We start from the raw sequence: 26,474 nt of genomic DNA, 5'->3' as shown, positions 1-26,474 counted from the left end.
GCGCGTCAGCCCTTGGGCGGAGTATCCGCGCCCGGCCCGAGCGTGCGCTGCATGAGCGCGGTGTCGCGCCACTCGCCGTGCTTGAAGCCTACGCCGCGCAGCGTGCCGGTCAGCGCGAAGCCCAGGCGCTCGTGCAGCTTGAGCGAGCCGCCGCGCGGGTCGGCGACCACGGCGATCATCTGCCGCCACGGGCCTGCCTCGCAGCGCTCGATCAGCGCATCAAGCAGCGTGTGGCCGAGTCCGCGGCCGCGAAACGCCTCGTCGATATAGATCGAGTCTTCGACCGTGAAGCGGTACGCCGGCCGCGGCCGGTAGGGCGTGGCGTAGCAGTAGCCCGCCACGCGGCCGTCGATCTCGGCGACGAGCCAGGGCAGGCCGTGTTCGCGCACGGCGGCGTGGCGGCGCAGGAGTTCGTCGAGCGAGGGTGGCGTCTCCTCGAACGACGCCGTGCCGTGCAGCACGTGGTGCGCGTAGATCGCGGCGATGGCGGGAAAGTCGTCGGCGGTGGCGTCGCGCACGAGCGCGTCGGAGTGTGGATTCATCGGCTGGAGCGAGGCGCGAAGGAGGTTTGCGTTCCTCACTATGCCTCGCGCGGGCGCGCTTTTGAAGCGCGCCAAAAAAGCCCGACCTAGACGCGCTGCGTGCCCGCGCGATTCGCGACAGCGGAAGCGCCGCTCGCGCGCCCGAAGCGCCGCGCGCCTGCCACGCACGCGATCACCACGGCGGTGACGGCGATCATCGCGGGCGGCACAGACTCGTGCAGCAGCAGCGCCGCGAGCACGAAGCCGAAAAACGGCTGCAGCAGCTGCAACTGCCCAACGCCCGCAATGCCGCCGAGCGCGAGCCCGCGATACCAGAATACGAAGCCGATCAGCATGCTGAAGAGCGACACATAGGCAAGCCCCCACCACGAGGCCGCGCCCACTGCGGCGAGCGAAGCGGGCCGCAGCCACCACGCGAGCGGCGCCATCAGGGGCAGCGAGATCACGAGCGCCCAGCAGATCACCTGCCAGCCGCCCAGGCGCCGCGAGAGCCGCGCGCCTTCCGCATAGCCGAGCCCGCACACGACGATCGCGCCGAGCATGAGCGCGTCGCCGAGCGGCGAGGCGTCGATGCCGTGGCGCAGCGCGAACGCCACCACGGCGGCGCTACCCGCCGCGGAAAAGATCCAGAAGGCCGGCTGCGGACGCTCGCCCCCACGCAGCACGCCGAACCCGGCCGTGGCGAGCGGCAGCAAGCCGACGAACACGATGGCGTGCGCCGAACTCACGTGCTGGAGCGCGAGCGCCGTGAGGAGCGGGAAGCCCACCACGACGCCGAGCGCGACGATGACGAGCGGCCAGACCTCGGCGCGCGCGGGCCGCGCCGCGCGCAGCGCAACAAGCAGCAGCACGCTGAGGATACCCGCGATGGTCGCGCGCACGCTGGTGAGGAACACGGGGGCAAAGCCGAGCACGGCGAGCCGCGTGGCGGGCAGCGAGCCGCTGAAGATGAGGACGCCTGCGAGGCCGCAGAGCCAGCCGTCGGTGGTGGAATCGAGCGTTTTGCGCATGGGCTTGGGCAAGAGGGAAGATCGGAGATCGATCCCCGATGATGCGCGCCGCGCCGCGCGAGGGTAAGCTACAGATCAGTACAATTTGTTCAAACTGTATTGAACACGGAGCAGTACAGATGAAAGACAGAGCGAGGGCGCAAGCCCTGCCCATGACGCGCGTCGAGCAGGTGATGCAGGCGCTGCGCGAGCGCATTGCCGCGCGCTCGCTGGCTGCGGGCGCGCGCGTGCCGTCCATCCGGGCGATGAGCGAGCAGCTTGGCGTGTCGAACTCGACGGTGGTGGAGGCCTACGAGCGCCTCGTCGCCGAAGGCGTGCTCGTCGCGCGGCGCGGCGCCGGATTTTTCGTGGCCGGGCACGCGCCGCCGCTCGCGCTCGCCGCGCTCGGGCCGCAGCTCGACCGCGAGATCGATCCGCTCTGGCTCACGCGCCAGTCGCTGCAGACCGACGCCGACGCGCTGCGGCCCGGCTGCGGCTGGCTGCCCGCCTCGTGGCTGCCGCAGGACGCCGTGCGGCGCGCACTGCGCGCCCTCGCACGCGACCCGCGCGCGCCGCTCACCGATTACGCCTCGCCGCTCGGCCTGCCGGCGCTGCGCCAGCAGCTGGCATGGCGGCTCGGCCAGCACGGCGTGGAGGCGGCGCCCGGGCAGATCGTGCTGACCGACGGCGGCACCCAGGCGCTCGACCTGCTGTGCCGCTTTCTGCTGGAGCCGGGCGACACCGTGCTCGTGGACGACCCGTGCTACTTCAATTTCCAGGCGCTGCTGCGCGCGCATCGCGTGCGCGTGGTCGGCGTGCCGTACACGCCGACGGGCCCGGATCTCGCCGCGTTCGAGCGCACGCTGGCCGAATCGCGCCCGCGCCTCTACGTGACGAACTCGGCGGTCCACAACCCCACTGGCGCGACGCTCGCGCCCGCCGTCGCGCATCGCCTGCTCAAGCTCGCGGAGGAACACGACCTCCTGATCGTCGAGGACGATATCTTCGCCGACTTCGAGATCGAGCCCGCGCCGCGCCTCGCGGCCTTCGACGGGCTAGCGCGCGTCGTGACGATCGGCAGCTTTTCGAAGACGATGTCGGCGGCGGCGCGCTGCGGTTTCATCGCGGCGCGCGCCGACTGGATCGAGCCGCTCGTGGATCTCAAGCTCGCAGTCTCGTTCGGCAATGGGGAGATGGTGGCGGAACTCGTGCATCGCCTGCTCGTGGACGGCACCTATCGGCGGCACCTGGACGGCTTGCGCGTGAAGCTCGCCGACGCCATGGGCGAAACGCTGCAGCGGCTCGCGGCGCTGGGCCTGACCGCATGGACGCGTCCGCAGGCGGGACTATTCGTATGGGCGCAATTGCCGGATGGACTCGACGCCGCACAGATCGCGCGCGAGGCGCTGGTGGAAGGCGTGGTGCTCGCGCCGGGCAACGTGTTCAGCGTGTCGCGCAGCGCGGGCGATTTTCTGCGCTTCAATGTTTCGCAGTGCAATCGTCCGAAGGTCTACGAAACATTGCAGCGTGCGATGGAGCGGGTGGCGCAGCCTGCATGAAGCGGCCGCGCCCGTGCATTACGGTTCGTGACGCAGATAGCCTTCCTTCGACGGATCGCGCATGCGCCACGAGACGATCAGCGAAATCGCGCACAACGCGGTCACGTACCAGTAGAACGTCGACTCGCTGCCGACGGACTTGAACCACAGCGCGACGTATTCGGCCGAGCCGCCGAACAGCGCGTTGGCCACCGCGTACGAGAGGCCCACGCCCATCGCGCGCACTTCGGGCGGGAACATCTCGGCCTTGATGAGGCCGCTGATCGACGTGTAGAAGCTGACGATCGCCAGCGCCACCGTGATCAGCGCGAACGCGGCCACCGGGCTCGACACGTCCTTGAGCGCGTGCATGAGCGGCACCGTGCCGATCACCGCGAATGCGCCGAACAGGATCATCGACGTGCGGCGGCCGATCTTGTCGGACAGTGCGCCGAACACCGGCTGCATCAGCATGTAGACGAAGAGCGCGCAGGTCATCACGCTGCTGGCGGTTTTCGCGTGCATGCCGGCCGTGTTCACGAGGTACTTCTGCATGTAGGTCGTGAACGTGTAGAAGATCAGCGAGCCGCCTGCCGTGAAGCCCACCACCGTGAAGAACGCGCCCTTGTGCTGCCACACGCCGCGAATCGTGCCCGCGTCGCGTTTGTGGCGCGACTCGTTCGTCGAGGTTTCGTCGAGCGATTTGCGCAGATAGAGCGAGATCAGCGCGGCGAATGCGCCGACCACGAACGGAATGCGCCAGCCCCAGGCCTTCAGTTCTTCGGTGGAAAGCGTTTGCTGCAGGATCACGAGCACGAGCAGCGCGCAGAGCTGGCCGCCGATCAGCGTGACGTACTGGAACGACGCGAAGAAGCCGCGCCGGCCCTTGAGCGCGACCTCGCTCATGTAGGTCGCGCTCGTGCCGTACTCGCCGCCCACCGACAGCCCCTGGAAGAGCCGCGCGAGCAGCAGCAGGAACGGGGCGAACGCGCCGATCTGCGCGTAGGTGGGCAGCATGGCGATCACGAGCGAGCCGCCGCACATCATGAGCACTGAGATCATCATCGCGGTGCGGCGGCCGTGGCGGTCGGCGATGCGGCCGAACAGCCAGCCGCCGATGGGCCGCATGAGGAAGCCCGCGGCGAACACGCCGGCGGTGTTGAGCAACTGCGTGGTGGTGTTGCCGCTCGGGAAGAACGCGGGCGCGAAATACAGCGCGCAGAACGAGTAGATATAGAAGTCGAACCACTCGACGAGATTGCCCGACGAGGCGCCGACGATGGCGAATACGCGTCGCCTCGTGTCTTGCGCGGATAGCGTGGTTTGGTCGGTCTGGACGTCCATGGGCGGGTCTTCTCCTGGTTTGTGTGTTTTGTGGCGAGCGGCCGTCATGCGGCCGTCGCGAGAGTTGGAACGCGCGCCGCCGGGTCCCGGCGCGCGATGCCCGCGATTTTAGCTAACTGTAATTAAATGTGTGGAAAATGTAATGGTGGTGCGAACGGGCTCCATCAGGCCCCATCAGGTCGATGTAATGCCGGTTCGCGAGGCACAAAAAAGCCAGCGGGGAGCCGCTGGCTGGAAGGGAAAAATCAGGGAAACGCGCTCAATGCTGCTTGCGCAGCGGCACGTCGCGCAGCAGCCAGGACAGCGCGAACGAGAACACCACCACGACCGCAGCCGAGAGATAAACCGTGTGCAGCGCGCCGGCGAACGCGTCGAGATACTGCGCGTGCAGCGTGGGCGGCAGATGGTGGATCACGTCGGGCGTAAGCGGCTGCGGCAGTTCCACGCCGGCGGTAAGCACCTTTTCGAGCCGCGCGTTCAGCCCATGCGAGAACACGGCGCCGAACGCGGCCACTCCCACCGAGCCGCCAATCGAGCGGAACAGCGTCGCGCCCGACGTGGCCACGCCCATGTGGCGAAACTCCACAGCGTTCTGCACGGCGAGGACCAGCACCTGCATCACCATGCCGAGGCCGCAGCCGAGCAGGCCCATGTAGAGATACATGAGGTGAATGGGCGTGTCGATCCGCAGGCGCGCGAGCAGCATCATCGCCACGGCCACGAGCGCCGTGCCCGCAATCGGGAACATGCGGTACTTGCCGATCTTGCTGATGATGCGGCCCGTGATGATCGACATCACGAGCACGCCGCCCATCATCGGCAGCATCTGCATGCCGGCCTGCGAGGGCGTCGAGCCCTTCACCACCTGCAGATAGAGCGGCAGGAACGTGACCGAGCCGAACAGCGACACACCCACGATGAAGCCGATCAGGCTCGCGAGCACGAAGGTGCGCTCGCGAAAGAGTTCGAGCGGGATGATGGGCTCGGCAGCGTGCTTTTCCTCGTGGATGAAGCCCGCCACGGCGACGATGCCAAGCAGCAGCGTGAGCCAGAGCGTGGGCGAAGTCCACGGCAGCAGCGAGCCGCCCTCGCTCGTGAAGAGGATCAGGCAGGTGAGGGCGGCGGCGAGCCAGCCCGCGCCCATGTAGTCGATCACGTGCTTCACGTGTGCGGCGCGCGGCTTGAACACCGCGCCGATCACGACGAGCGCGATCGCGCCGAGCGGCAGGTTGATGTAGAAAATCCAGCGCCACGACAGATGCTCGACGAGAAAGCCGCCGAGCAGCGGCCCGATCACCGTGGCGATGCCGAACACGCCGCCGAACATGCCCTGATACTTGCCGCGCTGCGCGGGCGGGATCACGTCGCCGATGGCGGCCATCGTCACGACCATCAGGCCCCCGCCGCCGATCCCCTGGAGGGCGCGCAGCACGATGAGCTGTTCCATGTTCTGCGCCACGCCGCAAAGCGCCGAACCGATCAGGAAGATCACGATGGCGGCCTGCAGCACGATCTTGCGCCCGAACAGGTCGCCGAACTTGCCGTAGAGCGGCACGACGATCGTCGAGGTGAGCAGGTAGGCCGTGACGACCCACGAGAGCCGGTCGAGCCCGCCCAGCTCGCCGACGATGGTGGGCAGCGCCGTCGAAACGATGGTCTGGTCGAGCGCGGCCAGCAGCATGACGAGCAGGAGCGCCGGAAACAGCAGCCGGATCGGCGGGTGGCCTTCCCGCGGGTGACCGCCGGTATCGGCAGCCGCCGGGCCCGACGCCAGCGCCGCCGCTTTCGCGTGAGCGCCAGCCCCCGCCGTAGCGGGAACAGGGTGGTTCGTGCTGGGTTCCATCGTGTCCATCTGCCTTGAAATTAATTAATTCGGAGGTTAATATTAGGACAATTGTTCCAGTTGGTCAAAATTCAATTCGTTACCCGATAAAACATCCATGAAAGTGCCAGAACCCACCCTCGACAGCGCAGGCGGCACATCAGGCCGGCCCGCCGCCCGCCGTCCCGGCCGGCCGAGTGGCGGCGTGGGCGGGGCGGAGCAGCGCGCGCGTCTGATCGACGCGGCGCTTGCATTGTTTGCGCGCCAGGGCATTCTCGACACGTCGCTTGCCGCCATCGCCCGCGAGGCAGGCGTGACGCCCGCGATGGTCCACTACTACTTCAAGACGCGCGATCAACTGATCGACGTGCTGATCGACGAGCGTTTCGTGCCGCTGCGCGAGGCGCTTGGCGACATCTTCGCGGAGCATCCCGACGATCCCGTGGCGGCGCTCACCGCGCTCGCGCAGCGCTTCGTGGCGTTGGGGCAGCGCAATCCCTGGTTTCCGCCGCTGTGGGTGCGCGACGTCATCAGCGAGGGCGGCGTGCTGCGCCAGCGCATGCTCGAGCGCCTCGGCCGCGAGCACCAGGAAACGGCCCACACGGCAATTGCGCGCTGGCAGCGCGAGGGCCGGCTCAACGCGGCGCTGGAGCCTTCGCTGCTGTTCCAGTCGCTGATGGGCCTCACGCTGCTGCCGCTCGCCACCAGCCAGATGTGGCGCGGCGACGCGCAGCAGCCTCACGTGGGTGTCGAGGCGATCGCGCGCCATGCGGTCGCGCTCATTACCGAGGGCGTGGGGCCTCGTCGCGTCGACGTACGCGCCGATACGGGCATTGATACGGATTAATCGCCGCCGTGCGCCGTGGTACGCTCCGTGACCTTTGCGGCACGGCCCGTGCGCAGTGCCGTGCGAATGTTTCCCGGTCGAGGTCCGGTCTGCCTTCTTCTTCCGTTTCTTCCCGCGTTAGTGCCAATCAAGCGCCCGCCATCGTCTGGTTTCGCGACGATCTCCGGCTTGCCGACCAGCCCGCGCTGGCGCAGGCCACGGCGAGCGGCCTCCCGCTGATCTGTGTCTGGATCCACGATCCGCACGCCTCGGGCGAGCGGCCGGAGGGCGGTGCGGCGCGCTGGTGGCGTCATGCGTCGCTGCGCTCGCTCGAAGCGGCGCTGGCTGCCCGCGGCGGCCGCCTGCTGCTCTTGCAGGGCGACGAGGCGGCTACTCTGGACGCCCTCGTTACGGAAACCGGCGCGCAAGCTGTGTACTGGAACCGCCGCTACGGCGCGGCGCAACGCGAGGTCGATCGCGCCCTCAAAGCTTCGCTGCGCGAGCGCGGCGTCAGCGTCGAGAGCTTCAGCGCCCAGCTCCTTAACGAGCCGTGGACGGTGCTCAATCAGTCCGGCGAGCCGTTCCGAGTCTTTAGCGCCTACTGGCGCGCCTGCCTGCGCATGGGCGATCCGCCGCCGCCGGAAGGCGAGCCCGAACGGATGATTTTTCAATCGCTGCCAGCACGTCTTACCCAGCGCGCATCGAAACTTGACGCACTCGGCCTCGCACCACGCGCGCCCGACTGGTCGGGCGGCTTGCGCGAGGCCTGGCCAGCGGGTGAGGAAGCCGCGCTGGAGCGTCTGCGCGCGTTCCTCGCCACCGACCTCGACGCCTACGCCGGCGAGCGCGACGAACCCGGCGACGCCGCCACGAGCCGCCTCTCCCCGTATCTCGCCGTCGGCGCAATTTCGCCGCGCCAGGTCTGGGCGGCGCTCGGGGCGGCGCAGCACGCGCACGGACGTGGATCGGCGCGCCGCGCCGCGAGCGCCGAAAAGTTCGCGAGCGAGCTGGGCTGGCGGGAGTTCTGTCACTACCAGCGCTTTCACTACGCCGATCTGGCAACGCGCAACCTGCGTCCCGCTTTCGACGCCATGCCGTGGCGCAAGGACACGGCTGGCCTGAAAGCGTGGCAGCGCGGGCTGACCGGCTACCCGCTCGTCGATGCCGGCATGCGCGAGCTTTGGCACACGGGCTGGATGCACAACCGCGTGCGCATGGTCGCGGCGTCGTTCCTGAGCAAGCATTTGCTGATCGACTGGCGCGCGGGCGAGTCCTGGTTCTGGGACACGCTCGTCGACGCCGACCCGGCCAGCAACCCGGCCAACTGGCAGTGGGTGGCGGGCTCGGGCGTGGATGCCGCGCCGTACTTCCGCATCTTCAATCCGGTGCTGCAGGGCCAGAAGTTCGACCCGCGCGGCGCTTATGTGCGGCACTGGGTGCCGGAGCTGGCGGGCCTGCCCGACGCGCTCGTGCACCAGCCCTGGAAGGCCGGCGCGCAGCAACTCGAGGCGGCGGGCGTGCGCCTCGGCAAAAATTATCCAGAACCTGTCGTCGAGCACGAACTGGCGCGCCAGCGTGCACTCGAAGCCTATGCGCAAACCGGCAGAGCCAAGGGGCTCACCGCTTCGCGACAAGGTTCGAAGCAGGACGCAAAACAGGGCGGCAAGGCGTGAGCGCGGCCGTCATCGGGCTGTCTTGTGATGCGGCTATCGTGCGCGGCGCGGATGGGCGCACTCGCAGCACGCAGGAACCGGACGGCATTAAGATTGCTTTATCAGGACGGCCCGCGTTGTCGTACGCCCGGCGTGACACCGGGCTCGTCGCCACGCGGCACTCGGCCTGACAGATACAAAGGCATGTAAGCAAACACAATGAACGCAGTACACAAGCTCGACCGGACGACCATCGTCCTCGTCGAAGACGACCCGCACAGCCGGGCGTCACTGACTTCGCTGCTCGAGGCGGAGGGTGCGCATGTCGTGGCGGTCGAAGACGCTGAAACGGGCGTCGAAGCGGCCCTGAGCCTGCACCCCGACGCCGTGGTCTGCGATCTCGACCTGCCGGCCATGGACGGCTTCTACCTGATCCAGCGTCTGCGCGACTACGAAATTCGCGGCGATCACGCACCGACCGTCGCAGTCGCGCTCACGGGCCATACCGACGAAAGCTGGCGTTTGCGCAGCATCGGCGAAGGCTTCCAGCACTTCATGACCAAGCCGGCCCGGCCGGAAGAACTGGTGACGCTGCTGAGCGACGCGATCGACGCGCGCCAGTCGCTGTGACGCCGCGCGCGTAGCGCGGCGGCAAAGGTGCGGGTGCTGATGGACTGAAGCGCCGCGACATGCGGCGCGGCCGATCTATTGCCCGCGCCGAACGGCGGGCGAAAACGCTCAGCTAGCGGACGAGGACTGCGCGGCGGCTTGGGGCGCGGCAGGGGCGCCCGGGTGTGCGGCCTTGTCGGCCGGGTTGGCCTGACTCTCCTGGCATTGCGCGCAGAGACCCTTGAGCTCGATGCCGTCGCCGGCGAGCCGGTAGCCCGCGGCCTCGATCTGCGCGACCAACGCCTGGCGCAGCTTGGGCTCGTGCAACTCGGTGACGTTGCCGCACTGCTGGCACACCACGAGAATGCCGTGCTGACACTGCGTGAGGTCGTGGCACACAGCGAACGCGTTGATCGACTCGATGCGGTGGATGAGCCCCGCCGACAGCAGGAAGTCGAGCGCCCGGTAAACCGTGGGCGGCGCCGAACCCGGATGGATCTGGCGCATTTCGTCGAGCAGGGAATACGCCTTGGTCGCGCGTCCCGAGGCGAGCAGCAACTCGAGCACCTTGCGGCGGATCGGCGTGAGCTTTTCGCCGCGCTCGCGGCAATAGGCCTCGGCCATCGCGAGCGCGGACTCGACCGAAGCGCCCTCTACGCGGTCGTGCGAGTGGGCGTGGCCGTGATCGTGCGCGTGGTCGTGCGCCTCGCCGTGCGTGTCGCTGTGCACGGCCGGGGCGTCCAGGGACGGTTTTGCTGTCTTCATGCTCGCGATTATACGGGGCGCGCCGCCGGCCCGCCCGCGCCGCCATGGAGCGACGGCTCAGGTGAGCGGCAGATCGATGTACTTGCGGAAGCCCTGGCGCTGCGCGATGCGCTGATACCAGCGCTCGATATTCGGCAGCGGCTCGCGCTCCACGCCTTCGAGCCCGAACCAGCGCCGCGCGTACGCGCCGAGCACGATGTCGGCGAGCGAGAAGCGCTCGTTTTCCATGAAGAAGCGGCCTTGCAGATGGTGGTCGAGCAGCCGCCAAAGCGGGGTCAGCTGATCGAAGTCGGCCGCGAGCTTCGCCGTGTCGCGCTTTTCGGACGGCGTGCGCACGAGCGCGAGGAACACCGGGCGCTCGGCGGGCGCGAGCGTGCCGATCGACCAGTCGAGCCAGCGCTCGATCGCGGCGCGCACCTTCGGGTCGGTCGGGTAGAGCAGGCTCGAGGGGCCATACTCCATCGCCAGATACCGCAGGATCGCGTTCGACTCCCACAGCACGAACGTGCCGTCGGTGATCGTCGGGACCTTGCCGTTCGGATTCATGGCGAGATAGGAAGGCTCGTTGAGATGGCCGAACGGGCCGCCCGCGTCGATGCGCTGGAACGGCAGCACGAGTTCATCGCAACACCACAGGACTTTCTGGACATTCACCGAATTGGCGCGTCCCCAGATCGTAATCATCTGGCGCGTACTCCTTGCAAGGGGAAAAAGGGTCAAGCCTGGCGCAGGCCGCCACGATACACGATTCTCGCGCGGTTTTTTGCGCAGCCCGGCATTTCGTAGAATAGGCGCTGCGCGGCGCCGGGAGTTCCGCCGTCGCGCCCGATTCGTGCGGCGCCGCTCCCTCGCTTTCCTGCGCGGCCGTCCCGCCTCGACCCCCAACTCACGTCCGAGACCCGCCTATGGCCCGCATTGTCCCCGACGACTGGCAGCATCTGGAGGCCACCGGCGCCGCCGCGCGCGAGCGTGAAACGCTCGCCGCGCTCGCACGCGGTTTGCCGAACGGCTACACCGTCTATCACGGCGTGCACTGGACGCGACTCTCCGAAGGCTTTTCGGTCTTCGGCGAGGCCGATTTCGTGATCGTCAGCCCGGCCGGGCGCGTGATGATCGTCGAGCAGAAAACGGGCTTTTTGCGCGAAACGCCGGGCGGGCTCGTCAAGGCCTACATGCAAACCGAGCGCAACGTGGCGATCGCGCTGGCGCGCACGGTCGAAGGGCTGCACCGGCGCTTTACGGCGTCTTTCGGCGCGGGCACCTACGTGCTCGAAGAGCTGTTCTACTGCCCGGACCACGTGGTGCGCGAGCCCGCCATCGCGGGCGTGAACCCGGCGCGCATCGTCGACGCCACGCGCAAGGCGCAACTGGCCGCCATCGTGCTCGAGGCCATGCCCGCCGACGAGCCGCGCCTGCCGTGCGCCGCCAAGATCCATCACTTTCTCGCCGACGAACTTTCGCTCACGCCCGACACCAGCGCGCTGCTCGGCGCGGCGGGCACGCTCGTCACGCGGCTCGCGGGCGGCCTCGCCACGTGGGCGCGGCGGCTCGAATTCGCCCCGTTCCGGCTGCGCGTGATCGGCACGGCGGGCTCGGGCAAGACGCAACTGGCCGTGCAGGTCATGAAGGACGCGGTGGCGCGCGGCGCGCGCCCGCTCTACGTGTGCTTCAACCGGCCGCTCGCTGACCACATCGCGCAGCTCGCGCCGCCTGAGGCGAAGGTGGCGACCTATCACCAGCTGTGCGACTGGGTCGCGCGTGACGGCGGCCACGTGCCCGACTTCGAGAGCCCCGGCGCGTTCGACGACCTCGTGCGGCGCTTCGGCGAGATGCCGGTTGCCGAACGCTGGCAGTTCGATGTGCTGATCGTCGACGAAGGGCAGGATTTCCAGCAGCCGTGGGTGGGCGCACTCGAACGCCTGTTGCGGCCGGACGCTGCATGGTGGTGGCTCGAAGATCCGCTGCAGAACCTGTACGTGCGCGAGCCGCTCGCGCTGGCGGGCTGGACCGTGCTGCGCGAGAACACGAACTACCGCAGCCCGCGCGACATCCTCGCGTTCCTGCGCGACGTCGCGGGACCGACCGTGCCCGCCATCGCGCAGCTCGCGGCGGGGAGTCCGTTCGACGGCTCCGACGTGACGGTGGCGAGCTGGGACGAGCATGAATCCGAACCCGGCGCAGAACCCGGGGCGGTTCTGGCGACCAAACGCGCGATTACACAGGCGCTTTCGCTCGGCTTTCGCAAGCAGGACATCGTCGTGCTTTCCTATCGCGGGCGCGAGCATTCGCTGTTCACGGCGCTCGATCAGCTCGGTCCGCACCGGCTGCGCAGTTTCACAGGCCAATACGACCTGTTCGGCAATCCGCAGTACCGCGAGGGCGACCTGCAGCTCGATTCGATCTACCGCTTCAAGGGCCAGTCCGCGTCGTGCGTGATCCTGACCGAGGTGGACTTCGAGTCATTCGACGAGCGCGCCGCGCGCAAACTCTTTGTCGGCGCGACGCGCGCGGCCATGAAGCTCATCGTGGTGGCGTCGCCGCGCGCCGCGCGGTTCATCGAGGGCCGGCGCGGCGGCGTCTGAGCGCTTTTTCGCTCAGCTCCAGGCCGAGGCGCCGATCAGCGTGCCCGTGCGCGCCTGGGCGTTCCACCAGATCACGCGCAGGAGCGGCGCGCTCTGGGCGATCAGGATGGCCTGCACCGGATCGCTCTCGATGAAGTGTGTGACGCCGCTGCGGATGGCCGCCGCGGCCTTGTGCGCAGCCACGGCCGCGGCCGTGTCGTCGTGTTCGTCCGGCGTGCGCATGATCAGTTCGAGGTGCCCGAAGCCGTGGCGTTCGAGCCAGGCGAGCGTACGCTCGCGGTCGATCTCCGGACGCCCCGTGATGATCGCGCGCGTGCGTTTGATGTCGATGCCCGGCAGGCGCTCGAACGGCACCAGCTCATCGCGCTCGGCGAGCGCGGCGACGAGGTCTTCGTCGTAGCGTGCAACCGGGATGTCGGGCAGCAGGACACCGTCGAGATCGATGGCGTAGACGGCGTACTCGTGGTCGTCGGCCATGCGCGTGCCTTCGCCTTCGCCGTCGCGGATCCAGTCGGCGCGATAGCGGTCGGTGTAGGCCTGGCGCTCCCACGGGAACAGTGCGAAATAGCCGCTTGCGTCGATCGAATAATCGGGGCGCAAACGGCTGAGGTCGTCGTAGGCGCCGGTGAGCGTGCGCACGACGAGCCCGTGCTCGCTCAGAAACGCGATGCAGTCCACGAGCGTATGGCCGCGCCCCGCGATGTCCTCGCAGAGCAGCACTCTCGAGCCAGGTTCGGGCAGCGGCAACGTGGAGTCCCAGCGCACTTCGCGCGTGGCGCGGTCATAGCGCAGGAACGCGACACCCGCACCCGTTGCGTGCGAAACCATCAGCGCGAGCGGCGCGCCGCCGCGCAAGATGCCGACCACGAGGTCGAATTCCTCCGCGACCAGCGCTGGTTGCAGCGACTCGACCCAGTGATCGAGCTGTTCGTAGGTGAGCGGAACGACAGGTTTATCCATGGGGTGAAATGGGTGACGAAGCGCGTGATCGGCAACTGCGCGGCAAATGCTCAACGCGCGTTTCCGATAGCGATGTACGAGAAAAAGACGGCTATTGTCAGTGCAATGTTTGACGATATTATGCCTATGCTCACCAGCGCCTGCTGGCATGGCGGGCGGAGGTCGCGGGAAATCGAGGGAAAGCAGCAGGAAAAAGCGGCGCATTGCCGCAAAAAGCGGCGCATGCGCCGCACGAAGACACACGACAACGACGCGAATCATCGCGCGAAAGGGCTCGGGCAAGATGTGGCATTGGATGGGATGGCCAGGCTGGCGGCGCTGGGCCGCCGTGGCGGGGTTCGCGCTCGCGGCGCCGCTTTTTGCACCCTCGGCGCAGGCGGCGGGTTCTGCGGGTTCGCTCTCGCTCGACGTCGATGGCGAGGTGCGAGTGACCAACAACGCGGCCCACACGGCGTATCACTTCAGCGAGGCGCAGCTGCTCGCGCTGCCCGCGCATTCGATCACGACGGCCACGACCTGGACGCCGCGCTCGACCTTCACTGGCCCGCTGCTTTCGGACGTGCTCAAGGCCGTGGGCGCTTACGGCAGCCAGATCGAGATCCACACGCTCGACGACTACACCTGCGTGGTGCCCGTGGCCGACGCCGCGCGCTATGGCGTGGTGGTCGCCTATGAGATGAACGGCCAGCGCCTGAAGGTAAGCAATTTCGGCCCGTTGTTCCTGATCTATCCGCGCGACCAGCATCCACTCGAGCTCGACGGTGCGGCCGGCGACTCGAAGTTCGCGTGGCAGATCAAGTCGATGACGATCAAGCGGTGAGTAGCGGGTGATACAACGTCCCTTACGACGTCTGCTGCAGGCGATCATCTGGATGGCGGCGCTCGCGCCGCCCGTGGTGGCGGTCGGCTATCTGCTCTATGCGAACCTGCTCAATCCGCAGGTCGTGCAGCGCATCACGGGCAATTACGACGGCCTGTACTGGGACGCCGCGCAGCTCCAGATCGCCTACGCGCGCTTCGAGAGCCAGTTGCTGATGTTCGCGGACGGCATCGACCGCGATCTCGACAAGGTGCGGCTGCGCTACGAGGTGCTGCAGTCGAAGCTCAACGTGATGAAGGGCTCGACGCTCTCGCTCGACTCGACCCCTGGCCTCAAGCGGCGCCAGGACGCCGACCTCGCCATTCTGGCCGCGACGATCTCGCCGTTCGAGGCTGAAATCGCCACGCTCGCGGACAACCCCGAACGCGCGGTGCCGATGCTCATGGCGCTCGACCTGCACTGGACCCAGGTCACCGACCTGGCGCTGAACAGGCGTTTCGCCGATGTGACCGAGCGCGAGGCGATCCGGCACGACTTCATCGCCAAACGCCGGGAACTGTTTGCCTCAGGGCTCGTGCTGCTCGTGCTTTCGGCGGCGGCGGGCGTGCTGCTCGTGATGAACGGCTATCGCCGCACGCGTCTGCTGCACCAGCAGCGCGCGGCGCTCGAAGCCGAGCACCAGGCGAGCCGCGCCGCGCGCGAGGCGAGCATGGCGAAGGACGCCTTCCTCGGCATGATCAGCCACGAACTGCGCACGCCGCTGCACGCGATCGTCTCGTCGATCGAACTGCTCGGCTTCAACTCGCATTCGGAAGCCGACCGCAAGGTGATCCAGCGTCTCGAAACCGCCGCGCGCCAGCTCGAAGCGCAGATGAAGGACCTCACCGACTACGCGCGTCTCGGCGCGGGCAAGCTCGAATTGCGCCAGGAAGAGTTCGAGCCGCGCGAACTGCTGCAGTCGATCGTCGACGAGAACGAGCAGGCGGCGCGCTCGCGCGGGCTCGTGTTCGAGCATGCGTGGGTGGGACCGCAGCGGCGCGTGGTGGCCGACCCGCATCGTATTCGCCAGATCGCCGGCAACCTCGTCACGAACGCGATCCGCTACACGGAGCGCGGCAAGGTGCGGCTCGAATTCTGGCTGCAGGCGCCCGCGCGGTCCGCGCGGCCATCGCAGGACGAGGAACGCGCGCTGAGGCCCGCTGGCGGCGACACGCTGGTGATCGTCGTCGGCGATACGGGACCTGGCGTGGCGGCGGACCAGATTCCGCTCATCTTCAAGGAGTTCACGCAGCTCGACACGTCGCGCTCGCGGCGCTACGAAGGCGCGGGGATGGGGCTCGCGATCGTGCGGGGCCTCGTCGAGCTGTTCGGCGGGACGATCGAGACGCAAAGCCGCGTGGGCAAAGGCACGACCTTCACCGTGCGCATACCCGTCACGCCGGTCGAGCCGCCGGTGCCCGCGGCCATGGCCGAAGCGGCGCTGCCCGCGCGGGCGCTGCCGCAGGTGCTCGTCGTCGACGACAACCCGCTCGTGCGCGATTCGCTATGCGAGATGGTCGCGCACATGGGCTACCGCGCGCTCGCGGCCGGCGACGCCGACAGCGCGCTCGCGCTGCTCGCGCACGAGGCGTGCGATGTGGTGCTGCTCGACCTGCACATGCCGGGCCGCGACGGCTACGACTTCGTGGCGGGGCTCGAAACCGTGCTGGACGTGCTGGCGCAGCCGCGTGTGATCGCAGTGAGTGCCGACGTGGCGGGGCTCGCGGCGCTTCCGGACAATGTGGGCAAGACGGGCGGCGAGGGCGCGCTGTTCTTCGACCGGCTCACGAAGCCGGTGCATTACGAGGTGCTGCGCGCGGCGTTGCAGCGCGCGCTGAGCGCGCCGCGCGCGGCGGCCTGAAAGGCGTGGGAGTGGGCAGAGAGGGCAATGCGCAGCGTTAGCCGCGATTGAGCCGCTTCGAAAGGTCGGCGACGAGAATCGCCATGCGCGCCGGCTTTTCGTAGCAGGCCACGTTGTAGTGGCGCACCACCTGGCTGATCTCCGACTCGCTGGCCTTGCCGGTCAGCAGTTCCCCGGTGAGCACGAAGATGGGCGCATCGGGGTTCTCGGAGGCGCGCACGCTGCGGATCGCCTCGGCGGCGGTCTGGCTGCCGAACAGCCAGTCGATCACCACGCCGTCGAACACGTTGTTTTCGAGCGCTTCGTTGAATGCCGCGAGGCCGTAGAGCGCGAGCGCCGTGTAGCCGCTGTGCTCGAGGTAGTCGCGCAGGTTGTCGGCGGAGGAGCGGTCGTCGTCCACGACGGCGATGAGCGGCTTGTCGGACTCGGCGCGGCGCGGGTAGATCTCGATCTTGTGGACTTCGCGCGCGTTCTGGTAGAGCGCGCCGTCCGGGCGCACCACGCGCCACTGGCCCTGCTTTTCGTAGGCGACGAAGTCGGGGCGGCTGCCCGCCTCGACCGGTGCGCCGATCCACGCGGTGCAGGGCAGCTCGGCGGCGCTGACGCAGAGCATCGCCTCCTGAGCGCTCGCCCCGACCATGCCGGGGTCGAGCAACTGCGCGCCGAACAACTGGCCCGCCGGTTCGCCGAACGCTTCGGCCACTTTCTTGATCTGCGCGAGCGTCCACGGGCTGTTGCCGCGCAGCTTGCGGTGCCCCTGTGAAAAGCTCAGGTCAAGAATCCGGCACAGCTCGGTCGTTTGCTGACGCTTGCCGATGCCGTGACGGCTCATCAGCTCGCGTACGCGCTCCGCCACCGAGGCCGAGTCGGTTGTGTATGCAACGTTCGACATACTGCTCAAAGGAGGGATTCGTGGATTCAGTTTCTGATTGATCATGCCGTGGCGCCGTGAGGCCGGTCTGACCGGACCTCGCGCGGGCCGCACACGGGAGCACGATATTCTAAACGCATAAAATGCCAAACGACGGCGCTATTTTAGCGAAATGTAATGCGGCGCCGAATAACGAGAATGTAAGCGTATATTCGGCTTCGTTTACACCAGGCTTGCGATATTCGCGGCATTGCGGGGAAGGCACGTGGCTGCGAAGATGCACGATTTTGAACGCCGTGCGCTCGCGCGCGGAAGATCAACCTTACTGCGGCGAGGGGTATCGTTTGGACGACGTGCGCAACGGCGGGACATGGCGGCATGAAGGCGTGCCGTATTACAGCCAGTGGGGCAGTGCCGACTGGGTGGCGCCCATCGTCGAGTGCGGCGCCGATCCGTGCGAGGACCCGCACTGGCGGGCGAGCGGCTTCACCGAGGCCGACGTCTACCGCTTCTGGGCCAAGCGCCTGTGCGGCCTGACCTGCCTCGAATCGGCGCTCGACTATTGGGGCGTCGCGCATGCGCCGCGCGCGCAGATGCTCGAAGAGGCGTTGCGGCACGGCGTCTATCGCGTGCGCGAAGATGGCGGCGTGGACGGGTTGATCTATCGCCCGTTCGCCGGATGGGTGGAAGCCGCGTTCGGCGTGCGCGTGGAGGTGATGACCGACGAGGGCATCGCGGCGAGCGCCGCGCGCATCGATGCCGAAACGCTCGCCATCGTCTCCGTGAGCCCCGAGATCCGCTACCCCGAGCGGATGCATCCCGGCCAGGGCGGCCACCTGATCCTGCTGCACGGACGCGGCGATGGCGGCGTCTGGTTTCACAATCCGTCGGGCATCGCGCCGTATCAGGCTGATGCCTGGTTGCCTTATGAGACGGTTGCGCGGTTTCATGCCCGGCGGGGTATGGCGCTTAGGCGGCCGCGCTTTTAGCGTGCGGGACGCTGTGTTTTTGGCGCTTTGCGCGTTTACTTGTGTTCGCGTCGGGACGCGGGCGTTGCCCCTGTGCGGGGCAACGCCCGCGTACCGACGCGAAAACAAAGAAAGACGAAAGCACGGACCCTGCTACAAAAACCTCAAACGCTCAGGCGTGCGCCGGCTGCAGCCCCCCCAACAACTGCCGCACCCGCGAAAGATCGCGATTGACCGCGCCCGCGTCCTCGAACAGCTCCGCGAGCCAGTCTACGAACACGCGCACGCGGGGCGACAGCTGGCGCGACTTTACGAACGCCACCGATACCGGCGTGGGCAGCGGCTTCCATTGCGGCAGGACCTCTTGCAGCGCACCGCTGTCGAGGTACGGCTGCGCCGCGAGCAGCGGCGGCTGGATCAGCCCATAGCCCTGCAGACCGCACGTGAGGTAGGCGAACTCGTCGGAGACATGCACGAACCCGTCCACCTTCACCTTGGTCGGACTGCCGTCCACCTCGAAGTCGAACTCGAACGGCCGGCCCGTGAGCGGTGAAAGGAAGTTGACGACCGGATGCTGCGCGAGATCGTCGAGCGTTTGCGGCGCGCCGTGCCGCTCGAGGTACGCGGGGCTCGCGCAGGTCACGTGCTCCAGCACGCCGAGGCGCCGCGCGGCGAGTCCCGAGTCGGGCAGCTCGCCGAGCTGGATGCTGCAATCCACGCCCTCGCCGACGAGATCGACGTTGCGCAGGCTCACGCCGATCACGAGGTCGATCTGCGGATAGCGCGCGTGGAATTCGTCGAGCGCAGGCAGCACGATCGCGTTGGCAATGAGGCCCGGCATCTCCACGCGCAGCCGGCCGCCGATCGCGCCGGGCGACTGGCGCACGCTCGCTTCGGCATCGTCGATGTCGGCGAGAATCTGCGAGGCGCGCTCGTAGTACGCGGCGCCTTCGGGCGTGAGCGAAAGGCGCCGCGTCGTGCGCACGAGCAATTGCGTGCCGAGCAGCGATTCGAGGTTTTGCATCACCGTAGTGGCGCTGGCGCGCGGCATATCGAGTGACTGCGCGGCTTTGGTGAAACTATTGGTGTCGACGATGCGCACGAATGTGCGCATCGCCTGGATGCGGTCGATCACGGGCTAGCTCCTGACAATGGGCTTGAGGCTTGAACGAAATCCGCGCTGCTGCAGAAAAAGGGCGAGCCGCGTAGCGACGAATGCGCTTCGCGGTGCCGGCGTCTCGCGGAAAGCGACGCTCAGCGGTTAAACAGCGATGGCGTTTAGACGGCGGCGCACGCGGGCGCCGGCTCGACTACGGGAGGCCAAAAAAGGAGGCCTCGAAGGGGAAGGGCTGGCGGGCCATCCGGAACGGATGGCCCGGCGGGGCAGGGTGTTACGTCTGGATGCGCGGCGCTGGTTGCCTGCGCGGCGTGCGCGTTACTTGCGCAGCGAATCGAGGTCGATTACGAAGCGGTACTTTACATCGCTCTTGAGCATGCGCTCATAGGCGTTGTTGATGTCCTGCATCTTGATCATTTCGATATCCGACGTAATGCCATGCTTGCCGCAGAAGTCCAGCATTTCCTGGGTTTCTGCAATGCCGCCGATCAGCGAGCCCGCCAGACGGCGGCGCTTCATGATCAGGTTGAACACTTGCGGCGACGGGTGATCGTGCTCGGGCGCGCCCACCAGCGTCATCGTGCCGTCACGGCGCAGCAGTTCGATGAACGGGTTGAGGTCGTGCTGCGCGGCCACGGTGTTCACGATCAGGTCGAAGCTGTTGGCGTGCGCCTTCATCTGCTCCGGGTCTTTCGAGATCACCACTTCGTCCGCGCCCAGGCGCTTGCCGTCTTCGATCTTCGAGGGCGACGTGGTGAACAGCACCACATGCGCGCCCATCGCATGGGCGAGCTTCACGCCCATGTGGCCGAGGCCGCCGAGACCCACGATGCCGACCTTCTTGCCGGGGCCCGCGCCCCACGTGCGCAGCGGCGAATACGTGGTGATGCCCGCGCACAGGAGCGGCGCCGCCGCGGCGGCATCGAGGTTCTCGGGCACGCGCAGCACGAACGCTTCGTCCACCACCAGCTGCGTCGAGTAGCCGCCGTAGGTGATGTCGCCGCTCACGCGGTCGGCGCCGTTGTAGGTGCCGACCCAGCCGTTCTCGCAATACTGTTCGAGGCCTTCGGCGCAGCTCGGGCAGGTGCGGCACGAGTCGACGAGACAGCCCACGCCGACCAGTTGGCCCACCTTGTACTGCGTGACGCCCTTGCCGACTTCGGCCACGCGGCCGACGATCTCGTGGCCCGGCACGACCGGGAAAATCGTGTTGCGCCATTCGTCGCGCGCCTGGTGCAGGTCGGAGTGGCACACGCCGCAGAACAGCACGTCGATACGGACGTCGAGTTCCCGCAGGTCGCGGCGCTGGAATTCGAACGGGGCGAGCGGCGAGGCGGCGTCGCGGGCGGCGTATCCGTAGGTTGGGTACATGTGTTGGCTCCTATGGTGCATGGGTGTTGCGGCAGGGTTCCCATCGTAGGGATCGGGGCCCACCCAGGGAATACCTGAAGCTATCGAAGACTTGCCTGATTCTCCTGGCGCGCAGCGCATCCGCAGGTTCGGTGATAGATTGGCAAGCCTGTTTCTCTGCCTGACTTCATCTTTTGGGGCACAACCGATATGGGCTACGTCAAAACCCTCGCCGCGGCGGCCATCGCGCCGGCGGCCGCCACGCAGGCGCGCACGGTCGACCTGCTCATGCAAATCACGCAGCGCGACGGCGTGCACGCCACGGCGGTCGAAGGCGTGCGGCTCTACCGCGGCAGCGAAAGTCATCCGCGCCAGCCGGTCATGTACGAACCGAGCATTTTCATCGTCTGCCAGGGGCGCAAGCGCGGCTTTCTCGGCGACCAGGTGTTCATCTACGACGCCCAGCAATACCTGGTCCTCTCGGTGCCGATGCCGTTCGAGTGCGAGACCGAGGCGAGCCCCGAGAAGCCGATTCTCGCCATCTCGATCCGCGTCGATCTCACGACCGTCGCCGAACTGCTCATGGCGCTCGACGACCCGCGCCGCGCCGTGTCGGAACCCTCGGGCATCTACGCCACGCCGCTCGACGCCACGCTGTCGAACGCCGTGCTGCGCTTGCTCGAAGCGCTCGGGCAGCCGTACGAGGCGCGCATTCTCGGCCCATCGATCGTGCGCGAAATCTGCTACCGCGTGCTCATGGGCGAGCAGGGCGACGCGATTCGCGCGGCGCTCACGCATCAGCACCACTTCGGGCGTATCGCGAAGGCGCTGCGGCGCATTCACACCGACTACCGTGGCGACCTCGACGTCGAGACGCTCGCCTCCGAGGCGGGCATGAGCCTTGCCGTCTTTCACGCGCACTTCAAGGCCGTCACTTCGACGTCGCCCATGCAGTACGTGAAGACCACGCGCCTGCATCATGCGCGCCTCCTGATCACGCACGACGGCCTGACCGTGAGCGCAGCGGCCACGCGCGTGGGCTATGAAAGCGCGTCGCAGTTCAGCCGCGAATTCAAGCGCCTCTTCGGCATGAGCCCGGCCGACCAGATGCGCCGGGCGCGCGACGCCGCAGCCGCCGCGGCTGCGCCCCGCGTCGAGGTGTTGCCGCCGCGCTATGTGACGGCCGTGTGAAGTCCGCGCGCGGGCGCCGCGGCATTCGATTCGTACATCGAAACAATGACGGAAGGGTGACACGACGATGAAGCCATGCCTGCTGGTCCTGATACTGCTTGCCGATGAAGACCTCGCCGGGTTTGGCGAACAATTCGACGTGATCTATGCGCCCGATGCCGATGCGCGCACCAAAGCGGTCACAGAACGCGGCAAGGACGTGCGCGTGGTGCTCACCAACGGCACGACAGGCCTCACCGCCGACGAAATCGACCGCATGCCCGCGCTCGAACTGGCGGGCGCGCTTGGCGCTGGCTACGAGAATATCGCGCTCGACCACGCACGCGAGCGTGGCATCGCGCTGTGCAATGGCGCGGGCGTCAATGCCGACTGCGTGGCCGACCACGCGCTCGCGCTGCTGCTCGCGGCCGTGCGCGCCGTGCCGCAATTCGACGCCGCCTGCCGCACCGGTGTCTGGCGCGACGCGCTGCCCATGCGCCCCACGGTCACGGGGCGGCGGATCGGCATTGTCGGCTACGGGCATATCGGCGAGAAGGTCGCCCGGCGGGCGGCGGGCTTCGGCATGGAACTCGGCTATCACAACCGCACGCCGCGCGAAGGCGCTCAGGCGCGCTACTTCGAGAGCGTGATGGCGCTCGCGCAGTGGAGCGACTTTCTCGTGATCGCGACGCCGGGTGGCACGCAAACGAAGCATCTGATCGACCGCGCCGTGATCGATGCACTGGGCCCGCAGGGCTTTCTCGTCAATGTGTCGCGCGGCAGCGTGGTCGATACGGCCGCGCTTGCACTCGCGCTGAAGGCGGGGACGCTGGGCGGCGCGGGGCTCGATGTCTACGAGGGCGAGCCGCAGTCGCCCGCTGCGCTCATCGGGTTAGACAACATCGTACTCACGCCGCACGTGGCCGGGACGTCGCCCGACGTGCGCACCGCCACGGTGCGCCACTTCGCCGAAAACGCGGCGCGGCACTTCGCGGGCGAGGCGCTGCTCACGCCGCTTTGAAGGCGTGCGTTGCGGGCTTTTAGCGGCCACATGCGCCGCCCTGTGTATGCCACCGCGCGCGGACGCCGGCAGCGCATGACGTATCATCCCTTCTGTGCGAGCCACAATCGCTGTTCGAGCGGCCGCTAATGACCACAACGGCCATGAACCTGGCGCGACACCTTGCCCAATTTGCAGATCTGGGCCGTGACGCCAGGGCGGTGATATCGAAGGCTCAAAAATGAAAACGCTGATTGGCGCGCTGCACGAGCACGCGGCCCACGTGGTGAACCGCTTCTACGAGGAGCTGGGCCGCCTGCCCAAATCCCGCCGCATCCTCGAAATGCTTTCGGCTACGGAACTCGCGCACCTCAAGGCGCGGCAGATCCAGAATCTTCTTGCTCTCGCCAGTCTCGGCCTGACCGCGCGCGAGCACGAGGACATGGCGCTGCGCATTGGCCGCATTCATGCCATCGTCGGGCTCGACAAGGAAGAACTCGTGCGCAGCCGCGGCATTCTTCAGGAGCTGATCTACGCGGACGTTGGCCGCACCGTGAGCACGCAGCAGCTCTCGCTCTACGCGCGCCGCCTGACCACCGACCTCGCGTGGCAACTCAAGGCGTATCAGGCCGTCCAGGACTCGCAGCAGGAGGCGCTGTTGCGCATCACGCGTCTTGTGTGGGAAGCGGGCAGCTACACGAATTTCATCGACCAGGTGATCGCCGCACTGGCGGCGCACGACGAAGTGAGCGCCTGCGCCATCGGCCGTCCCGACGAAGCGGGCATTTTTCACTTCGAGGCCGGCGCGGGCGGCAGGACGGAAGGCGGCATGCTCAACGTGCTCGCCGGGCACGATCAGGAAATCAGCGTGCGCGCCGATCATCTGCAAGGGCAGGGGGCCATTGGGCGCGCGTGGCGCAGCGGCAAGCCCGAGCGCGTGGTCAACTATCAGACCGATCCGCTTGTCGCGCCGTGGCGCGATCTCGCGGCGCGCGAAGGCGTGCGCTCTTCGGTGGCGATTCCGCTGGCCGCGCCCGGGCAGCCGCCGCTCGCCGTGCTGAGTTTGTACAGCGCGTTTCCGGGCGGCTTCGTCGGGCCCCATCAGGTGGCCTTCGTCGATTTGCTGCAAACGCTGCTGGGCTGCGCCGCAATGCGCATCCCCGCCAACGACGGCCTGCGCGCCGCGGTGCCGGTGAGCGTGCGCCAGCATTGGGCGGCGCTCGTGCGCACCGGCGCGCTGGAAATGCACTATCAGCCGCTGCTCAGCCTCGCAACGGGCAAGGCGACCAAGGTCGAAGCGCTGGCGCGCCTGCGCGACGGCGAGCGCCTGCTCGTGCCCGACGTGTTCCTCTCCGCGCTCGCCTCCGACGATCTGCTCGCGCTCTTCGCGCGCGGCATCGACCAGGCGCTCGCCGACCGCGAACGCTGGTACGCCCAGGGCCGCGACCTCGATGTCTCGATCAACCTGCCGCCGGCGGCACTCAACGACATCCGCTATTTCGAAGCCACCCGCACCGCGCTGGCCGCGCACCGTTGCCCGGCTGCGCGGCTCACGCTGGAAGTTCTGGAGAACGAAGCACTGTCGCTGAGCCAGGGGCAGCGCGCCATTCTCGCGAAGTTCCGTGAGCTAGGCGTGCTGTTCGCGCAAGACGATCTCGGTGCCGGGCATAGCGGCCTCACGCGCCTGCGTGAGTTGCCATTCGACTGGATCAAGCTCGACCGCGAGATGGTCAAGGTGAGCGGCGGCGGCGCGCTCAACACGCTGCGCGTGATCTACCAGTTGACGCGTCTCGGCCATTCGCTGGGCAGGCTCGTGCTTGCCGAAGGCGTCGACACGCTCGACCTCCTCCGCGCGCTCGCTATTCTCGGCGTGGACGGCGCGCAGGGCTATGGCATCGCGAGGCCGATGGAGGGCGCGCGCCTCATCGAATGGCTCGAGACGACGCCGGCCTTTGCCGCGACCGCGAACGTCGAAGGCGGCGCCGGAACGGAGAGCCTGCTGGCGCGGCTCGCCCGCTTCGTGATCTGGGAGGAGCGCATGCTCATGATCGCGGCGGTGCCCGAAGCGGCGCGAGACCTGTTGCGCGTCTTCACGCGCGAAGAAGGCGAGGGCGGCAGCGCGCCGCTCGCGCAGTCGCTGGCGGGCTTCGGCGACATTCTTCCTGCGGGCGTACAACGCGATGCGCTGCATCGGGAGGTGGTCGGCGCGCTGCTGACCGAAGGCCCGAACAGCGAAGCGTGGCGCGTTGCGCTGAACGGGCTGATCGAGGCCATCGTGGCGGCCGTGTAGGCGAGGGCACTAATCCTGCAACGCGAACGCCACATCGCTTTGCGTGGCCGACGACTGCTTGCGCTGCAGCACCGCGATACACACGAGCGAAATGGCCGCAAGCGCGCTGTAGAACAGCGCCAGCGGCCACCACTGGCCCGGATAGTCATGCGCGAGCAGCGTGCCGACGAGCGGCGTGAGGCCGCCCGCAAGCGCCGCGCAACATTGGTAGGAGATCGAAATAGCCGAGTAGCGCACGCGCACCGGGAACGCATTCGTCATGAAGCCCGCCATCACCGCGTACGAGCTGCACATGCACATCACGGCAATTGCAATGCCGACCACGATGGCGACCGGCCGACCGGTGGAGACGAGCACGAACATCGGGTAAGGCGAAATCATGGCCAGCGCGGCGGCCAGCACGAGGAAGCGACCGGCGCCCACACGCTGGGCAAACCAGCCGGAAAACAGCTGCGTAAAGAGCTGGATGAACGCGACGACGAACAGGCAGTCGAGAATCAGCCCGCGGTCGAGCCCGAGCGTTTGCGTCGTGTAGCTGAGCATGAAGGTGTTGACGAACCACGCGCCCGCCACGCCGATCACATTCGCGCCGAGGCACAGCAGCACGGCGCGCCACGAGTCGCGCAGCACTTCGACGATCGGCATCGCGGCGGTGCGGCGCTGCGCCTTGATCGCCTCGAATTCCGGCGATTCGCCCACGCCCGATCGAATCAGCAGGCCGACCACGAGCAGCACCGCGCTCGCGATGAACGGCAAACGCCAGCCCCAGGAAAGGAGCGCGTCCCGGTCGAGATGCGCGACGCTGCGAAACGCCAGCAGCGCGAGGATCAGGCCGGCCGGGCTGCCGAGTTGCGCAAACGAGGCGAGAAACGTGCGCTTTTCCCTGGGCGCGTGCTCGCCCGCCATGAGCACCGCGCCGCCCCATTCGCCGCCGATCGCAATGCCCTGCGCCACGCGCAGCAGCACGAGGAGCGCCGGGGCGAGCGCGCCGGCGCTCGCGTAGGTCGGCAGAAAGCCGATGCCCACGGTGCCGACGCCCATGATCGACAGCGTCGCGACGAGCGCCTTCTTGCGGCCGATGCGGTCGCCCAAATGCCCGAACACGAGCCCGCCGAAGGGGCGCGCGAAAAAGCCCACGGCGAAGGTGCCGAACGAGGCGAGCGTGCTGTAGAACGGCTCGTGGGAGGGGAAGAACAGTTTGCCGAAAATGAGCGCCGAAGCGGTGGCGTAGATATAAAAGTCGTACCACTCGATGGTGGTGCCGACGAAGGCGGCGAGCGAAGCGCGGGCGGGCTGGCGCGCAGGGGTGGTGCCGGGGCGGGTCATGCATGTCTCCTGGATCGGGGTGAGCCGGCTTGG

The 26,474-nt window shown here is 67.7% G+C and carries 22 protein-coding genes; 11 read left to right on the top strand and 11 right to left on the bottom strand.

Annotation, left to right across the window (positions count from 1 at the left end; genetic code table 11):
- Positions 1 to 5 precede the first annotated feature (5 nt).
- Entirely contained in the window at positions 6 to 542 is a 537-nt protein-coding gene (locus tag A3CW_RS0122650; RefSeq protein WP_028205609.1) for a GNAT family N-acetyltransferase, read from the bottom strand.
- An 86-nt stretch (positions 543 to 628) separates the two neighbouring features.
- Positions 629 to 1,552 (bottom strand): DMT family transporter, encoded by a 924-nt coding sequence (locus A3CW_RS47235; protein WP_051481643.1) that lies wholly within the window; start codon positions 1,550 to 1,552, stop codon positions 629 to 631.
- Positions 1,553 to 1,671: 119 nt separating this feature from the next.
- On the opposite strand from A3CW_RS47235, the gene A3CW_RS0122640 reads away from it, so the two are divergent.
- Positions 1,672 to 3,090: an aminotransferase-like domain-containing protein gene (locus A3CW_RS0122640; RefSeq protein WP_028205608.1), complete on the top strand. Its 1,419-nt coding sequence runs from the start codon at positions 1,672 to 1,674 to the stop codon at positions 3,088 to 3,090.
- Positions 3,091 to 3,108: 18 nt separating this feature from the next.
- Here the strand turns inward: A3CW_RS0122640 and A3CW_RS0122635 are convergent, their stop codons facing one another.
- Together A3CW_RS0122635 and A3CW_RS47230 are read right to left on the bottom strand one after the other, a co-directional pair.
- Positions 3,109 to 4,413 carry an MFS family transporter gene (locus A3CW_RS0122635; RefSeq protein ID WP_028205607.1) on the bottom strand — a complete coding sequence of 435 codons (1,305 nt, stop codon included), beginning with the start codon at positions 4,411 to 4,413 and terminating at the stop codon, positions 3,109 to 3,111.
- 259 nt (positions 4,414 to 4,672) lie between these two features.
- Positions 4,673 to 6,256 (bottom strand): MDR family MFS transporter, encoded by a 1,584-nt coding sequence (locus A3CW_RS47230; protein WP_081771769.1) that lies wholly within the window; start codon positions 6,254 to 6,256, stop codon positions 4,673 to 4,675.
- A 97-nt stretch (positions 6,257 to 6,353) separates the two neighbouring features.
- Between A3CW_RS47230 and A3CW_RS47225 the strand changes: the two genes are divergently transcribed.
- From A3CW_RS47225 to A3CW_RS0122615, 3 genes are all read left to right on the top strand, one after another.
- Positions 6,354 to 7,082, top strand: coding sequence for a TetR/AcrR family transcriptional regulator (locus A3CW_RS47225; protein WP_051481642.1), 729 nt, complete (start codon positions 6,354 to 6,356; stop codon positions 7,080 to 7,082).
- A gap of 89 nt (positions 7,083 to 7,171) precedes the next feature.
- Positions 7,172 to 8,734, top strand: a complete 1,563-nt coding sequence (locus A3CW_RS47220) for a cryptochrome/photolyase family protein (protein WP_081771768.1) — start codon at positions 7,172 to 7,174, stop codon at positions 8,732 to 8,734.
- A 198-nt stretch (positions 8,735 to 8,932) separates the two neighbouring features.
- Positions 8,933 to 9,343, top strand: a complete 411-nt coding sequence (locus tag A3CW_RS0122615; RefSeq protein ID WP_028205606.1) for a response regulator — start codon at positions 8,933 to 8,935, stop codon at positions 9,341 to 9,343.
- A 108-nt stretch (positions 9,344 to 9,451) separates the two neighbouring features.
- On the opposite strand, the gene A3CW_RS0122610 is transcribed toward A3CW_RS0122615, so the two are convergent.
- Together A3CW_RS0122610 and A3CW_RS0122605 are read right to left on the bottom strand one after the other, a co-directional pair.
- The gene (locus A3CW_RS0122610; protein WP_028205605.1) at positions 9,452 to 10,087 is read right to left on the bottom strand and encodes a Fur family transcriptional regulator; all 636 of its coding nucleotides are present in this window, start codon (positions 10,085 to 10,087) and stop codon (positions 9,452 to 9,454) included.
- 57 nt (positions 10,088 to 10,144) lie between these two features.
- Positions 10,145 to 10,771, bottom strand: a complete 627-nt coding sequence (locus A3CW_RS0122605; protein ID WP_028205604.1) for a glutathione S-transferase family protein — start codon at positions 10,769 to 10,771, stop codon at positions 10,145 to 10,147.
- A gap of 221 nt (positions 10,772 to 10,992) precedes the next feature.
- On the opposite strand from A3CW_RS0122605, the gene A3CW_RS0122600 reads away from it, so the two are divergent.
- Positions 10,993 to 12,669, top strand: a complete 1,677-nt coding sequence (locus A3CW_RS0122600) for an ATP-binding domain-containing protein (RefSeq protein WP_028205603.1) — start codon at positions 10,993 to 10,995, stop codon at positions 12,667 to 12,669.
- 12 nt (positions 12,670 to 12,681) lie between these two features.
- Here A3CW_RS0122600 and A3CW_RS0122595 read toward each other — a convergent pair whose 3' ends face one another.
- On the bottom strand, positions 12,682 to 13,629 hold the full coding sequence (locus tag A3CW_RS0122595) for a phosphoribosyltransferase (RefSeq protein WP_028205602.1): 948 nt from the start codon (positions 13,627 to 13,629) through the stop codon (positions 12,682 to 12,684).
- Positions 13,630 to 13,924: 295 nt separating this feature from the next.
- Between A3CW_RS0122595 and A3CW_RS0122590 the strand changes: the two genes are divergently transcribed.
- Both A3CW_RS0122590 and A3CW_RS0122585 read left to right on the top strand, forming a co-directional pair.
- Positions 13,925 to 14,449, top strand: a complete 525-nt coding sequence (locus A3CW_RS0122590; protein ID WP_028205601.1) for a molybdopterin-dependent oxidoreductase — start codon at positions 13,925 to 13,927, stop codon at positions 14,447 to 14,449.
- A gap of 52 nt (positions 14,450 to 14,501) precedes the next feature.
- A complete protein-coding gene (locus A3CW_RS0122585) occupies positions 14,502 to 16,349 on the top strand; it encodes an ATP-binding response regulator (RefSeq protein ID WP_211254080.1) in 1,848 nt (615 codons plus the stop codon).
- Between the two features lie 37 nt (positions 16,350 to 16,386).
- On the opposite strand, the gene A3CW_RS0122580 is transcribed toward A3CW_RS0122585, so the two are convergent.
- Positions 16,387 to 17,241 (bottom strand): helix-turn-helix domain-containing protein, encoded by an 855-nt coding sequence (locus A3CW_RS0122580; protein WP_028205599.1) that lies wholly within the window; start codon positions 17,239 to 17,241, stop codon positions 16,387 to 16,389.
- Positions 17,242 to 17,564: 323 nt separating this feature from the next.
- Here A3CW_RS0122580 and A3CW_RS0122575 point away from each other — a divergent pair, with 323 nt between their 5' ends.
- Positions 17,565 to 18,209, top strand: coding sequence for a C39 family peptidase (locus A3CW_RS0122575; RefSeq protein ID WP_028205598.1), 645 nt, complete (start codon positions 17,565 to 17,567; stop codon positions 18,207 to 18,209).
- Positions 18,210 to 18,360: 151 nt separating this feature from the next.
- Here the strand turns inward: A3CW_RS0122575 and A3CW_RS0122570 are convergent, their stop codons facing one another.
- Positions 18,361 to 19,323 (bottom strand): LysR family transcriptional regulator, encoded by a 963-nt coding sequence (locus A3CW_RS0122570; RefSeq protein WP_028205597.1) that lies wholly within the window; start codon positions 19,321 to 19,323, stop codon positions 18,361 to 18,363.
- A 300-nt stretch (positions 19,324 to 19,623) separates the two neighbouring features.
- Positions 19,624 to 20,676: an NAD(P)-dependent alcohol dehydrogenase gene (locus A3CW_RS0122565; protein WP_028205596.1), complete on the bottom strand. Its 1,053-nt coding sequence runs from the start codon at positions 20,674 to 20,676 to the stop codon at positions 19,624 to 19,626.
- A 189-nt stretch (positions 20,677 to 20,865) separates the two neighbouring features.
- Between A3CW_RS0122565 and A3CW_RS0122560 the strand changes: the two genes are divergently transcribed.
- The 3 genes from A3CW_RS0122560 to A3CW_RS47215 all read left to right on the top strand — a co-directional run bounded on the left by A3CW_RS0122560 (position 20,866) and on the right by A3CW_RS47215 (position 25,115).
- On the top strand, positions 20,866 to 21,846 hold the full coding sequence (locus A3CW_RS0122560) for an AraC family transcriptional regulator (protein ID WP_028205595.1): 981 nt from the start codon (positions 20,866 to 20,868) through the stop codon (positions 21,844 to 21,846).
- A 67-nt stretch (positions 21,847 to 21,913) separates the two neighbouring features.
- The gene (locus tag A3CW_RS0122555; RefSeq protein WP_028205594.1) at positions 21,914 to 22,846 is read left to right on the top strand and encodes a 2-hydroxyacid dehydrogenase; all 933 of its coding nucleotides are present in this window, start codon (positions 21,914 to 21,916) and stop codon (positions 22,844 to 22,846) included.
- A gap of 220 nt (positions 22,847 to 23,066) precedes the next feature.
- Positions 23,067 to 25,115, top strand: coding sequence for an EAL domain-containing protein (locus tag A3CW_RS47215; RefSeq protein WP_051481641.1), 2,049 nt, complete (start codon positions 23,067 to 23,069; stop codon positions 25,113 to 25,115).
- A gap of 9 nt (positions 25,116 to 25,124) precedes the next feature.
- Here the strand turns inward: A3CW_RS47215 and A3CW_RS0122545 are convergent, their stop codons facing one another.
- Complete coding sequence (locus A3CW_RS0122545) at positions 25,125 to 26,441, bottom strand: MFS transporter (protein ID WP_028205593.1); 1,317 nt, start codon at positions 26,439 to 26,441, stop codon at positions 25,125 to 25,127.
- Positions 26,442 to 26,474: the final 33 nt, after the last annotated feature.

Origin of the sequence: Paraburkholderia nodosa DSM 21604 (assembly GCF_000519185.1) — a bacterium.
Taxonomy (GTDB): Bacteria; Pseudomonadota; Gammaproteobacteria; order Burkholderiales; family Burkholderiaceae; genus Paraburkholderia; species Paraburkholderia nodosa.
Note: the sequence above shows the minus strand (reverse complement) of the source record. Positions and strands in the feature narration are given on the sequence as shown.

Excerpts from the sequence above, each read along its gene's own strand:
- A3CW_RS0122580 (WP_028205599.1), bottom strand. The coding sequence starts at position 17,241 with ATGTCGAACGTTGCATACACAACCGACTCGGCCTCGGTGGCGGAGCGC.
- A3CW_RS47225 (WP_051481642.1), top strand. The coding sequence starts at position 6,354 with ATGAAAGTGCCAGAACCCACCCTCGACAGCGCAGGCGGCACATCAGGC.
- A3CW_RS0122565 (WP_028205596.1), bottom strand. The coding sequence starts at position 20,676 with ATGTACCCAACCTACGGATACGCCGCCCGCGACGCCGCCTCGCCGCTC.
- A3CW_RS47230 (WP_081771769.1), bottom strand. The coding sequence starts at position 6,256 with ATGGAACCCAGCACGAACCACCCTGTTCCCGCTACGGCGGGGGCTGGC.
- A3CW_RS0122545 (WP_028205593.1), bottom strand. The coding sequence starts at position 26,441 with ATGACCCGCCCCGGCACCACCCCTGCGCGCCAGCCCGCCCGCGCTTCG.
- A3CW_RS0122640 (WP_028205608.1), top strand. The coding sequence starts at position 1,672 with ATGAAAGACAGAGCGAGGGCGCAAGCCCTGCCCATGACGCGCGTCGAG.
- A3CW_RS0122610 (WP_028205605.1), bottom strand. The coding sequence starts at position 10,087 with ATGAAGACAGCAAAACCGTCCCTGGACGCCCCGGCCGTGCACAGCGAC.
- A3CW_RS0122590 (WP_028205601.1), top strand. The coding sequence starts at position 13,925 with ATGGGATGGCCAGGCTGGCGGCGCTGGGCCGCCGTGGCGGGGTTCGCG.
- A3CW_RS0122600 (WP_028205603.1), top strand. The coding sequence starts at position 10,993 with ATGGCCCGCATTGTCCCCGACGACTGGCAGCATCTGGAGGCCACCGGC.
- A3CW_RS0122560 (WP_028205595.1), top strand. The coding sequence starts at position 20,866 with ATGGGCTACGTCAAAACCCTCGCCGCGGCGGCCATCGCGCCGGCGGCC.
- A3CW_RS47215 (WP_051481641.1), top strand. The coding sequence starts at position 23,067 with ATGAAAACGCTGATTGGCGCGCTGCACGAGCACGCGGCCCACGTGGTG.
- A3CW_RS0122595 (WP_028205602.1), bottom strand. The coding sequence starts at position 13,629 with ATGGATAAACCTGTCGTTCCGCTCACCTACGAACAGCTCGATCACTGG.
- A3CW_RS0122615 (WP_028205606.1), top strand. The coding sequence starts at position 8,933 with ATGAACGCAGTACACAAGCTCGACCGGACGACCATCGTCCTCGTCGAA.
- A3CW_RS0122585 (WP_211254080.1), top strand. The coding sequence starts at position 14,502 with ATGGCGGCGCTCGCGCCGCCCGTGGTGGCGGTCGGCTATCTGCTCTAT.
- A3CW_RS0122605 (WP_028205604.1), bottom strand. The coding sequence starts at position 10,771 with ATGATTACGATCTGGGGACGCGCCAATTCGGTGAATGTCCAGAAAGTC.
- A3CW_RS47235 (WP_051481643.1), bottom strand. The coding sequence starts at position 1,552 with ATGCGCAAAACGCTCGATTCCACCACCGACGGCTGGCTCTGCGGCCTC.
- A3CW_RS0122555 (WP_028205594.1), top strand. The coding sequence starts at position 21,914 with ATGAAGCCATGCCTGCTGGTCCTGATACTGCTTGCCGATGAAGACCTC.
- A3CW_RS0122650 (WP_028205609.1), bottom strand. The coding sequence starts at position 542 with ATGAATCCACACTCCGACGCGCTCGTGCGCGACGCCACCGCCGACGAC.
- A3CW_RS0122635 (WP_028205607.1), bottom strand. The coding sequence starts at position 4,413 with ATGGACGTCCAGACCGACCAAACCACGCTATCCGCGCAAGACACGAGG.